Source organism: Tenacibaculum holothuriorum (assembly GCF_002120225.1).
GTDB classification, from domain to species: domain Bacteria; phylum Bacteroidota; class Bacteroidia; order Flavobacteriales; family Flavobacteriaceae; genus Polaribacter; species Polaribacter holothuriorum.
Map to the genome: position 1 here is coordinate 1 of NZ_LAPZ01000018.1, position 12,789 is coordinate 12,789.

12 protein-coding genes are annotated in these 12,789 nt (G+C 32.4%); 3 read left to right on the forward strand and 9 right to left on the reverse strand.

Annotation, left to right across the window (positions count from 1 at the left end):
* From WH52_RS14290 to WH52_RS14300, 3 genes are all read left to right on the forward strand, one after another.
* Nucleotides 1-1,092: gliding motility-associated C-terminal domain-containing protein (locus WH52_RS14290; RefSeq protein ID WP_143592195.1), on the forward strand; the 1,092-nt coding region annotated here is incomplete at its 5' end.
* Between the two features lie 9 nt (nt 1,093-1,101).
* Entirely contained in the window at nt 1,102-2,022 is a 921-nt protein-coding gene (locus WH52_RS14295; RefSeq protein WP_086031651.1) for a PorP/SprF family type IX secretion system membrane protein, read from the forward strand.
* Between the two features lie 11 nt (nt 2,023-2,033).
* On the forward strand, nt 2,034-3,995 hold the full coding sequence (locus WH52_RS14300; protein ID WP_086031652.1) for an OmpA family protein: 1,962 nt from the start codon (nt 2,034-2,036) through the stop codon (nt 3,993-3,995).
* Nucleotides 3,996-4,284: 289 nt separating this feature from the next.
* Here the strand turns inward: WH52_RS14300 and WH52_RS14305 are convergent, their stop codons facing one another.
* The 9 genes from WH52_RS14305 to thiS form a co-directional block, all read right to left on the reverse strand.
* Nucleotides 4,285-5,157 carry an IS3 family transposase gene (locus WH52_RS14305; RefSeq protein WP_086031653.1) on the reverse strand — a complete coding sequence of 291 codons (873 nt, stop codon included), beginning with the start codon at nt 5,155-5,157 and terminating at the stop codon, nt 4,285-4,287.
* Nucleotides 5,158-5,744: 587 nt separating this feature from the next.
* Entirely contained in the window at nt 5,745-6,800 is a 1,056-nt protein-coding gene (gene moeB / locus WH52_RS14310; protein ID WP_086031696.1) for a molybdopterin-synthase adenylyltransferase MoeB, read from the reverse strand.
* Between the two features lie 20 nt (nt 6,801-6,820).
* Nucleotides 6,821-7,936 (reverse strand): 2-iminoacetate synthase ThiH, encoded by a 1,116-nt coding sequence (gene thiH, locus WH52_RS14315; protein WP_086031654.1) that lies wholly within the window; start codon nt 7,934-7,936, stop codon nt 6,821-6,823.
* A gap of 1 nt (nt 7,937) precedes the next feature.
* Nucleotides 7,938-8,702 carry a thiazole synthase gene (locus WH52_RS14320; protein WP_086031655.1) on the reverse strand — a complete coding sequence of 255 codons (765 nt, stop codon included), beginning with the start codon at nt 8,700-8,702 and terminating at the stop codon, nt 7,938-7,940.
* A 37-nt stretch (nt 8,703-8,739) separates the two neighbouring features.
* Nucleotides 8,740-9,357 (reverse strand): thiamine phosphate synthase, encoded by a 618-nt coding sequence (gene thiE / locus WH52_RS14325; protein ID WP_086031656.1) that lies wholly within the window; start codon nt 9,355-9,357, stop codon nt 8,740-8,742.
* 1 nt (nt 9,358) lies between these two features.
* On the reverse strand, nt 9,359-10,105 hold the full coding sequence (locus WH52_RS14330; protein WP_086031657.1) for a hydroxymethylpyrimidine/phosphomethylpyrimidine kinase: 747 nt from the start codon (nt 10,103-10,105) through the stop codon (nt 9,359-9,361).
* Complete coding sequence (locus WH52_RS14335) at nt 10,089-10,694, reverse strand: thiamine phosphate synthase (RefSeq protein ID WP_086031658.1); 606 nt, start codon at nt 10,692-10,694, stop codon at nt 10,089-10,091. Before WH52_RS14335 ends, WH52_RS14330 begins: the two co-directional genes overlap by 17 nt.
* A gap of 3 nt (nt 10,695-10,697) precedes the next feature.
* Nucleotides 10,698-12,557 carry a phosphomethylpyrimidine synthase ThiC gene (gene thiC / locus WH52_RS14340; protein WP_086031659.1) on the reverse strand — a complete coding sequence of 620 codons (1,860 nt, stop codon included), beginning with the start codon at nt 12,555-12,557 and terminating at the stop codon, nt 10,698-10,700.
* Between the two features lie 2 nt (nt 12,558-12,559).
* Nucleotides 12,560-12,763, reverse strand: a complete 204-nt coding sequence (gene thiS / locus WH52_RS14345) for a sulfur carrier protein ThiS (protein ID WP_086031660.1) — start codon at nt 12,761-12,763, stop codon at nt 12,560-12,562.
* Nucleotides 12,764-12,789 lie beyond the last annotated feature (26 nt).

The following is a 12,789-nucleotide window of genomic DNA, read 5'->3' on the forward strand; positions in this document are numbered from 1 at the left end:
TGTGATACAGTAACTTCTGTAGTAGAGGTAACGGGGGCGCCAATAATTGCAACGGATGACTTAACCCCAATTAATTTGTCAAATGTAAATGGATTTACAGGAGGGGTTGCAGGAGATTTAACAGTGAATGATACATTAAATGGAATATTAGTTAATGATAGTGATATTATTATAAATGTAGTTGATGATGGAGGCTTAATTGGTGTTACAATAGATGCAGAAGGTAATTTGATTGTTCCAGCAAATACACAGGAAGGGGTTTATGTTATTCAGTATCAAATATGTGAGGTCTTAAATCCTGGTAATTGTGATACTGCAGAAGCAATTGTAATTGTAGAACCAGATAACGACGGAGATGGAATTGTAGATGCCTTAGATTTAGATGATGATAACGATGGAATTTTAGATGTTGATGAAGGAGATGGATCTGTTGATACTGACGGAGACGGAATTCCAGATAGTTTAGATTCTGATAGTGATAATGATGGAGTACCAGACGTAATAGAAGGAAATGATGATAACGGAGATGGAATTCCAGATGTACTTCCTTCTGGAAATGATACCGATGGAGATGGAATAGACGATTCTTATGATCCAGACAATGGAGGAGATCCAGTTGATATTCCTGATTCTGATGGAGATGGAATTCCAGATTATCAAGATACCGATGATGATAATGACGGAATTGATACCATGGATGAAGGTCCAGGAGATGGAGATCCAACAACAAATGATGCTTTAGATACAAATGGAAATGGTATTCCAGATTATTTAGATTCAGATACCAACCCTTGTGGAACTCCGTACAATATTTTAACTCCAGATGGAGATGGAGATAATGATGTATTCTATATTTCTTGTATTGACAGTCTGGAATATCAAAACAATTCAGTTGAAATATTTAATAGATGGGGTAATACTGTTTACAAAGCATCAGGCTATAATAATGAAGACGTTGCTTTTAGAGGTATTTCAAACGGAAGAGCGAATATAAATGTTGATGAAAAATTACCTTCAGGAACTTATTATTATGTCATTGATCTCGGAGACGGGTCTAAACCTAAAGTAGGATGGTTATATATTAACAGATAAAAAAATAATATGAAATTAAGATATATATATACAATAGTAGCATTGATATTTAGCGGATTAAATATCAATGCACAACAAGATCCACAGTATACACAATACATGTATAATACAATGAGTGTTAACCCTGCATATGCTGGTTCTAGTGGACATACCATAATAAATTTATTAGGAAGAACACAATGGGTTGGGGTTGATGGAGCTCCTGATACGCAGACCCTAAGTTATGATGCTCCGCTTGGTTATAGCGGAGTTGGATTAGGAGTAAACCTTACCAATGATAGAATTGGACCAGCAAGAGAGATTTTTTTAGATATTAATGCTTCTTATAGAGTAAGAACTAGTGATGAAGGGAATTTATCATTTGGATTGAAATTAGGTGGAAGACATTTAAATGTAGACTGGAGTAGAGGATTGATTCAAGATAGGGAAGATAAAAGGTTACGAGGGAATATCAATCGATTTTTACCAACTATTGGAGCGGGAATTTATTACTACACTGATAATTGGTATTTAGGAGGAGCAGTTCCTAATATCATAAGAACGGAGCATTATGATGATGCGAATAGTGGCGGAGATGTAGCAGAAGAAAGAATGCACTTTTTCTTTATAGGTGGATATGTCTTTGATTTAAATGAGAGTATCAAGTTTAAGCCTGCTTTTTTAACAAAAATTGTAAGTGGTGCTCCTTTATCACTAGATGTGTCTGCCAATTTTTTATTCAACCAAAAATTTACAGCAGGAGCAGCTTGGAGATGGGATGACTCCATTAGTGCTTTACTTGGGTTACAGGCTACCGAAAATTTACATATTGGGTTTGCTTATGATTTGACCACTTCAAATTATAGTAACTACAACTCAGGTACCTATGAATTAATGATAAAATGGGAGATATTCCGAGAGTTAGCAACTAAATCTCCAAGATTCTTTTAAAAAAAGTAAAAATGAGAAGAACAATACCACTACAAATATTGATATGTATACTATTTACAACAATTACGTTTGGGCAACGTAAGTATGCTGCAGATAGATATTTTAATGAATTTGCGTATAAAAAGTCAACGGAGTTGTATAAAGTAATTTATGAAAAAGGAGATGATTCCTATTTAGTATTGAGCAGACTAGGCGATTCACATTACTTTAACTTTGAGTTTGATTTAGCAGAGAAATACTATAACAAGCTTATGAATTCTTATATGTCTGTTGCTTCACCAAAGCATATTTTTCGATATTCACAAGTTTTAAAGACTAATGGAAAAGTAAAAGAATCAGACAAATGGTTGTTTAAATTAAAAAATATTGGAAATGATAGTAGAGCAGAAGCTTTGGAAAAAAATGAAGATTACTTTGTTGAATATTCTAACAAGCCAAAGACATACATAAATATTCATAATATTTCATCCAATACTAAATATTCCGATTTTGGAGGATTTCTTTATAAGAATGGTTTTTACTTCGCTTCGGCAAAACCGAAGTCAGAAAAAGACAAGAAGTTATATAGGTGGAATAGACAGCCATTTTTAAATATCTATAAAACAGAAAAGAAAGAAGTTAAGGAAAATAAAGTTTTAGAGGTTGAGGATGCTAACATGATCAATGAGTTGAGTTCAAAATATCATGAATCTAATTTAATTATTACAAAAGATGGAAAAAAAGCATATTTCACAAGAGATAATTTTGATGGGAAACGATTGCAAGGAGATAAAGACCGAGTTTCTCATCTTAAGATTTATTCCGTAGAAAGAATAGGAGATGTTTGGGGGAATATACAAGAATTACCATTTAATAGTAAAGATTATTCCTGCGGACATCCTGCTTTAAGTCCAGATGAAAGAACATTATATTTTGTATCTGATATGGCAAATGGTTATGGAGGAACAGATATTTATAAGGCTGATATTTTAGGAAATAATACTTTCGGAGAACCAGTGAATTTAGGTAAATCAATAAATACAGAGGGAAGAGAAATGTTTCCATTTATGGGGAATAACGGAACCTTGTTTTTTGCTTCTGATGGACATTTAGGATTAGGAGCTTTAGATATTTTTGAGTCAAAGAAAGAAAATAACAGGTTTACATCACCGGTAAATTTAGGAAGTCCTGTTAATGGTCCCTTTGATGATTTTGCATTTGTAATTAATGATGAGCATACATATGGTTTTTTCTCATCTAATAGAAAAGGAGGAGAAGGAGATGATGATATTTATAGTTTTACAATCTACAATTGTAAAGAAGATATAAAAGGAATTGTTTCAGATTCGAGAACTGGAGAACCAATTTCGGAAGTGTTGGTTCAATTAATGAATTCAAAAGGAGAACCTATAGAAGAACAAAGAACGAGGGGAGCGGGAGAATATTTGTTTAAAAAGATAGATTGTGAGAAAAACTTTGTAGTAGTAGTTTCAAAAGAAAATTACAGGAATGCAAAAAAGGATACAAAAACGTTGGATATAAATAAAGAAACAGTGGTTGAGAACATTCAATTAGAATCCTTGATAGTAGAAAATCAAATAGTAATCAATCCAATTTATTTTGATTTCGATTTGCATAATATTAGAGAAGATGCAGAATATGAATTGGAACATATTGTTTCGGTTTTAAATAACAATCCAGATTTAATTATCAAAATAGAATCTCATACAGATAGTAGGGGTACCAAAGAATACAATAAAACCTTATCCAGTAACAGAGCAAAATCTACCAGAGATTATATAATTTCTAGAGGAATTAATGCTGATAGAATTGAAAGTGCTATTGGTTATGGTGAAGATAAACTACTGAATGATTGCGATGATGCAAATCAAAGTAAATGTACTGAAGAAGAACATCAAAAAAATAGAAGATCTTATTTTTATATCGTAAAAAGAGGAGACAATATTAAAGTAACTAATCAAAAAAAGGAATAATTTTTAAAAAGCTATACATATTGTATAGCTTTTTTGTAAGTTAGTGGCAAGAATTAAATATAAAATTACCGTAGTGCACTTTTTATTAAAAACCACAACAAAAGGGTTCGAATATTGGAACACTTAATTGATATGTTTTTATTACCAGTTAATTACGGCTTAACAAAATAACCTCTACTTTTAATTGTAAAGTAGAGGTTATTTTAGATTTAAAATTTTGTTGCTACAAAAATTATTTGTGGTAGTTATCCTGTATTTTCTGGTTTCTATTGTGCTATACAAGACACTTTTATACTACAATTGTTAAATTCTTGATTATTGTTCTTTTTTTTCTAGCAAGTTGTATTTGTTGCTTATAGAGGTCTTTATTTGGAGTTTTACCTTGAATGATTTCCATAGGAGTATATCCATACAATTCGGTTAGATATCTGTGATGATTATAATATTCTATAAAACGCTGTAAATCGAGCAAATGTATTTGTTGATTTAAAGAATGTTTTCCGTGGAGAAACTCGGTTTTATAAATGCTATGCGTACTTTCAGCCATTGAATTAGAAAATGGAAATTCTTTTGTCCTAGCAGTAATTTTAGTAACAAGTGGAGGGGCTTTTATGCTATTAATCCAAGTTAGAAGTTTTCCTTTATTTTCAGAGCCTCTATCAGACAAAATACTAATAGGTTTAGTAGTGTTGAGTAAATCATACTTTGTAAAAGTCTCTTGAAAAAGGTTTTTAATAAACCTGCTTCCTGCTTTTCCATCTGTAGAAGCTACATGCAAAATAGCTTTAGAAAAATTATCTTTTACAAAGGCAACTTTTTGTATGCCATCTTCAATAGTAGTAACTTTGAATCGTTTTATCTTTTGATATCCTAAAGCAGCAGTATATTTGAAAAAGGTAGATTTTCCGCAGGAAATAAGATTGTTTTTAAGAGCGTAATAGTATAAAGTGGTTTTAGTTTTTCCAAAATGGATAGAGTCTTTAATTAATTGTTCAATAGTAATTATTTCTTGTATCGTTAGTTGATTGGGGTATTGTTTATAACATTTTTTTAAGGGGTTTAGGCTACAAATAATTTTTCTTTTTTCTTGATAATACCAATCTTTAGAAATCCCATAATATTTACAAGCAGTAGCTACTGATATTTTTGATAAAGAAGCCAAATGTTGCACAGAAGCAACAATTTTTGAAGTATGTAGTTTTAATAGTTTTTATTTTGTGAAAATTCTCCTAGCATGTGTAAATACCCTTTTCTAGTTTCGATAAAAAACGCATAGCTTTAAATAAAAACTTAGAAGCAAAAACATCTTTGATAGTATCAAACTGATTTTCACAAGTATGAACCCAATCACTTCCATAGTAATGCTCATGTGCAAACTGATTTCAATTATGTTTAGTGGTCTTGGGGATTTGAGTAATTTGTTGATTGTCAGGTATTCAGACAGCGTATAATACTATCATCAATGGATGATAATTTCGCTTATACATTTTTCATAACATTTAAAGGCTGGCGAAAATAAAATAATTTTTATACTTTTTATTAAAAATAATGTATGGAAATTTCTATATTGGGATGCAGTTAATTGTTTAATTTACCGTAAACGGTTTCGTAAACAGTTTACAATTTTTTACATAGAAAAAGCGTGAAAAAAAGGTGATTCTTCGAACTCATAACCCGAAGGTCACAGGTTCGAGTCCTGTTCCCGCTACTAAAAAAGCAACCATTTATGGTTGCTTTTTTGTTTTACAATTATCCGATTCCGTTAGTTAAGTTTAGTAATTTCTCAGGAAAGTTGTGAGTTTGCAAAATTTCGATAGCTTTTTTGCTTCGTCCTCCAGATTTACAATAAACAATTAAAGGTTTGTCCTTAGGAATAATATGTAGTTCGTTTTCTAATTTATCTAGTGGAATGTGAATACCACCAATACTTTTTAATTCTCGTTCCCACAAATCACGCACATCCAATAAATTAAACTCATTTGGATTTGAATTATATTCCTCAATATTAATTTCTTTAAAAGTATTATTGGGTAGTATTCCGCAGAAAAAATCATAGTTATTTTCTAAAGAAGTGATTTTAATATTACTTTTAGGAAATTTTAGAACTAATTGTTGCATAGAAAGTGCATTGTAGGTTAAAAGTTTACTAGATAGAACTTCTCCTAAATCACAGATAACTTTTATAGTTTCATTTGCCTGTAAAGAACCTATAATTCCTGGGAGTACACCTAAAACACCTATTTCAGAACAATTTGGAACTTCATTGGGTTTTGGAGGTGTTGGGTATAAACAACGGTACGTTGGTCCGTTTTGATAATTGAATACACTTACTTGTCCTTCAAACTTAAAAATAGCTCCGAAAACTAGTGGTTTATTAGTTAAAAAAGCAGCGTCATTAGTTAAATATCGAGTAGGGAAGTTGTCACTTCCGTCTACAATAATATCATATTGCTGAAATAAGTCTATAGCATTATCTTTTGATAAGCGTGTTTTATGAACTTCAAAAGTTACAAACGGATTTAACCCTGCTAATCTTTTAGCTGCGGTTTCAGCTTTAGATACTCCAATGTCATTGTAAGTATATAGAATTTGACGTTGTAGATTACTTTTGTCTACTACATCATCGTCTACAATTCCAATAGTTCCAACTCCAGCAGCAGTTAAGTATTGTAAAATAGGACAGCCTAATCCGCCAGCTCCAATAACCAAAACTTTAGCTGTTTTTAATTTTTGTTGCCCTTTTATACCTATTTCATTTAAAATTAAATGACGATCGTAATGCTGTTTTTCTTCAAGACTTAGCATAGTGTTTTTACTTACATTGTTTACTGTTGGAAATGCTCCCAATCCTTCCAAACTACTTCTAATCCTTGTCCTTTTAACATCTCGGCAACTTCTTCGGTACTACGTTCGTCAGAAATTTCAAACTGTTCTAAAGATTGCGGTTCTACTGCATAGCCTCCTGGATTTGTTTTAGATTCGGCACTAATTGAGGTGATACCCAAATTAACAATATTATTTCTAAATATTTCACTTTCGCGAGTAGAAATAGAAAGTTCTACATCTTCATCTAACAACCTAAAAGCACATATTAATTGTACCAAATCCGGGTCTGTCATTTCTACTTTTGGTTCTAATCCACCTGAATGTGGTCGCAACCTAGGAAAAGAAATAGAATACTTCGTTTTCCAATAATTTTTCTGTAGATACTTTAAGTGCAATGCTGTAAAAAAACTATCAGCTCTCCAATCTTCCAATCCAAATAAAGCTCCTAAACCTATTTTATGAATTCCTGCTTTCCCTAATCTATCTGGAGTATCTAATCGGTAATCGAAATTTGACTTTCTTCCTTTAGGGTGATGTTTTTTATACTCATCTCTATGGTAGGTTTCTTGGTATACCAAAACAGCATATAAACCATTATCTATTAATAACTCATACTCTTCTTGATCTAAAGGCTGAACCTCTATCGTAATATTAGAAAAATGCTTCCTAATTAAGTTAATAGCATTACTAATATAATCTACACCAACTGTTCTATTAGCTTCTCCTGTAACTAATAAAATATGATCATAACCCTTAGACTTAATATACTCAACCTCTTTTAAGATCTCTGCATCTGTAAGGGTTCTACGCGGAATTTTATTGGTTAAACTAAATCCGCAATAGGTACAAATGTTTAGGCATTCGTTACTCAAGTACATAGGAGAATACATCTGTATTGTATTTCCAAAACGCTTCTTAGTAAGTTGCCTACTCAACTGAGCCATATCTTCTAAATAAGGTCTGGCGGCTGGTGATATTAAAGCTTTAAAATCTTCTAAAGTTCTTTTATTAGATCGCAAAGCATTTAATACATCATTCTCTGTTTTAGAAAGAATACTCACTAAGGTATCATCCCAATTATACGTATCGAATATGTCTTGAAAAGTTTTATTCATTTTAGCTTAAAAAACTAGTTAACGGGCTACTTGCCTCGGCTTTTTTATGTACCACTGGAGCTAGTTTAGCTTCGTAAGCCATTCTACCAGCCTTAACTGCCATTTTAAAAGCTTTAGCCATTTCTACCGGATTTTGAGATACCGCAATAGCCGTGTTTACCAAAACAGCATCGGCTCCAATTTCCATAGCATGTGCCGCATGACTCGGGCTACCAATTCCAGCATCTACTACCACAGGAACATTACTCTGATCTATGATAATTTCTAAAAACTCTAAGGTTTTTAAACCTTTATTACTCCCAATAGGAGCTCCTAAAGGCATCACGCATTGAGTTCCTACTTCTTCTAAACGCTTGCACAAAACTGGATCTGCATGGATATACGGCATCACTACAAAACCTAGTTTTACTAATTCTTCTGCAGCTTTTAAAGTTTCTATGGGATCTGGTAATAAATATTTAGGGTCTGGATGAATTTCTAACTTTATCCAGTTAGTTTCTAATGCTTCTCTAGATAACTGAGCAGCAAAAACTGCCTCTTTTGCATCTCTAACTCCAGAAGTATTAGGCAATAAATTAATTCTTGGGTGATCTAAATGAGTTAATATATCATCTTGATCATCTTCAACATCAACTCTTTTTAAGGCCACTGTTACTAACTCACTCTCTGAAGCTAACAAGGCTTCATTCATTAATTTAGAAGAACTGAATTTGCCAGTTCCTGTAAATAATCTTGAGTTAAACTCTTTATCTGCTAATTGTAACATGTTACTTTTTATTTTCTTCTGGTTGCCAACGTTGTTCTTAAGTTGGCCCACCATTTATAATTTCTTTAAACTTAGATATGCTATTAAAGTTACGTGTGATCTCTCCTGAAACAGCAATACCATACACGCCTGTTATTAATATATCTAATACATCATTCTGAGTAATACCTCCTATTGCTATAACAGGAACATCTGTATTCAACTCTTCTAATATAGTTAAGTATCCTTTTTCTCCTAAAACCGGACTTAAGTTATCTTTGGTTTTAGTAAATCTGAAAGGTCCTAAACCAATATAATCTACTTTCTTATCAATTAAAACCTTACAATCATCAAGTGTATTAGCTGTTCCACCTATTACTTGCCAAGAATACAAATCTTTCCTAACCTTAGCAGGACAAGCATCAGTTTTACCTAAATGAACGCCATCTGCTTTTACTTCAATAGCAACTTTATAATGATCGTTGATAATTAATCTCGTTTGAAAATGAGCAGTAATTTCTATAGCCTTTTTTGCGGTTTCAAGAATCGTTTTATCATCTAGATTCTTTAATCGCAACTGAACCCATTCAGCACCAGATGCGCAAGCTCTCTGTATGTTCTCTAAATGTTCTTGCGGAGTTGCTCCTTGTGATATGTATTGTAACTTACTTATCATATTACTTTTTTGAATGATAACCCAATAAACCTTTATTAGAACTTAAAAACTTCTCTGTATATCTTTTTCCTCTATAGCATGCTTTTAACAATGGAAAACTCAAAGCTAAATAACTAGCAATAGCAGATGACAGCACACAACCGCTACCGTGTTTTTCTGAACAGTTAGGTAATTTCGGATTCAATGAATATTTCTTTCCATTTTTAGTGTACAATTCATCTTTACCTAGTTTATCTAAACGATGTCCACCTTTTAAAAACAAGTTGGTTTTCTTAGTTATATGTGTGATCGTTTCTTCTATATTCTTATCCGGATATAGCAATTCAATTTCTTTGTAATTAGGAGTTAGCAACTCTATTTTTCCCAACACATCATCTAAATCTGAGTTCGAATGAAACTGAAAATTAGAGCTCGATTTTAAAACCGGATCTAAAACAATTTTCGCTTTAGAATTATGACTTAAAACCGAGTCAATAATTGCATTTAAAACCTCAAAATTTTCTACTATTCCTATTTTAACAATATCAATCTGAAAGCGATTAAACAACACTTTTATTTGAGCAGTTATTTGTTCTATTGGCAACCAATAACAGTCTTGAAATGATTGATCATCTTGTACTGTATTAGCTGTACAAACCGATAATCCATAACATTTTAACACCTCAAATGTTTTTACGTCAGCAGTTAAACCCGCTCCGTTAGAAGGATCGAATCCTGCAATGGTTAGTATGTTAGGTCTTGCTTTCAATTGTAGCGTATTCCTCTTTTAATTCTTTAAAACTTTCAACTGGATTATCTGTATTCCATACTCCTCCTAAAACTCCAACTCCTTTAAATCCTAGTTCAATTGTTTTAGCTAAGGTTTTAGAATTGATTCCACCCATACCAATAATTAACTTATCGATATGATTAACATCAAAACCTCTTCCTTCATATCCTTGTTTAGATATTGAAGAAAAGACTGGACTTAGTAAATGATAATCGAATTCAAAATAACAATCTTCTAATTCTTCTGGTTCATGAAAAGAAGAGCTAATAGTTTTACCAAACATATTCAGGTCCTTAAAATAATTACCCGAATTATCTATATGGTCTCTTCTTTTTTGTTCCTGAAAATGTATACCTTTTAAGTCATATTCATTAATTAACTCATGATGATAATGTGTTACAATTCTATTGTGGTATTTAGTGTCTATAGCATCTAAATAATCACAATGTTCTTGGTATGATTTATTAGGCTTTCTAAAATGATAATATTCTAATCCTACCTCAAAAAGCTGATTCAGGATTAGAATTTCATTATCAATATCATTTTCTGGAGCTATAAGAACAATCATATTTTATAAATAAATCTCAGAACCTTTTTCTTTAAACTCTTCTGACTTTTCTTCCATTCCTTTAGCAAAAATCTCGTTGTTTTCGTCAATTTCATTCTCAGCCGCAAAATCACGAACTTCTTGTGATATTTTCATTGAACAGAATTTAGGTCCGCACATAGAGCAGAAGTGAGCAATTTTTGCTCCTTGAGCTGGTAAAGTCTCATCATGGAATTCTCTTGCTTTTTCTGGGTCTAAACCAAGATTAAATTGATCTTCCCATCTAAACTCAAACCTAGCTTTACTTAATGCATTATCTCTGTGTTGCGCTCCTGGATGCCCTTTAGCTAAATCGGCAGCGTGAGCAGCTAACTTGTATGTAACAACTCCTTCTCGCACATCATCACGGTTAGGTAAGCCTAAATGCTCTTTTGGAGTTACATAACATAAAACTGCACAACCGTACCAAGCTATCATAGCCGCACCAATACCAGAAGTAATATGATCGTAACCTGGAGCTATATCTGTAGTTAATGGCCCTAAGGTGTAGAAAGGTGCTTCATCACAAGCTTCTAATTGCTTGTCCATATTTTCTTTAATCATATGCATTGGCACGTGACCTGGACCTTCTATAAAGCATTGTACATCATGCTTACGAGCTAACTTTGTTAATTCTCCTAAAGTTTCTAATTCTGCAAACTGTGCCTCATCATTAGCATCTGCAATAGAACCTGGACGTAAACCATCTCCTAAAGAAAAAGCTACATCATATTGTTTTAATATTTCACAAATCTCTTCAAAGTGTGTGTATAAGAAATTTTCTTTATGATGTGCTAAACACCACTTAGCCATAATTGATCCTCCACGAGAAACAATTCCTGTTACACGTTTAGCCGTCATAGGCACATAGCGTAATAATACACCAGCATGAATAGTAAAGTAATCTACTCCTTGTTCAGCTTGTTCTATTAAAGTATCACGGAAAATCTCCCAAGTTAAATCTTCGGCAACTCCATTTACCTTTTCTAAAGCTTGGTAAATTGGAACGGTACCAATTGGAACCGGCGAATTACGGATAATCCACTCACGAGTTTCGTGGATATTTTTACCCGTAGATAAATCCATAATAGTATCTGCTCCCCAACGGCAAGCCCATACCGATTTTTCCACCTCTTCTTCTATAGATGAAGTAGTTGCTGAGTTACCAATATTAGCATTAATTTTCACCAAAAAGTTTCTACCTAAAATCATTGGTTCAGATTCTGGGTGATTTATATTATTAGGTATTACTGCACGTCCTCTAGCTACTTCTGACCTAACAAATTCTGGAGTGATTTTTTGAGGAATTGACGCTCCAAAATCTTCTCCTTTATGTTGTTTTACAATCTCAGTCATTTCATCTATTCGTTGATTTTCACGAATAGCAATGTATTCCATTTCTGGAGTAATAATTCCTTGTTTAGCATAATGTAACTGTGTTACATTTTTTCCTTCTTTAGCTCTTTTAGGTTTGTGCTTTAAATTGAAACGTAAATGATCTAGACTTTCATCATTTAAACGCTCATTACAATATTCTGAAGAAAACTCATTTAATTCTTCTACGTCATTTCTATCCTTAATCCATTGTTCACGAAGACGCTCAATACCATTATGAATATTTATTTCTTTATTTGGGTCTGTATATGGTCCAGAAGTATCATAAACAGTTACAGGCTCATTAGGAGTTAATTTACCTGTCATAGTATCTTTAGTATCACTTAGCGTGATTTCTCTCATAGCTACTTTTATCTCAGGATGAATTTCTCCCGATACATAAATCTTTTTCGAATTAGGAAAAGGATTTCTTGTAATTCCTTGTTTTGGTGCCGTGTCTTTTTTCTTCATAATTAACCTCCTTGAGTTGCTTTAATTATTAATATTGAATCTCCGTTTTGAAGTTTTTGTTTATTCCAGTTTGCTTTAGAAATAATTTGCTGATTTATGGCAATTGCAATTCCGTTAGAAGAAACTTGTATGTGATTAATAAAATCTTGTACAGAAGATTCGTTATTAAGTTGATATTGCTCTTGGTTTAGATTTACCGTAATCATTATTCAAATTATTATATAGTTTAGGT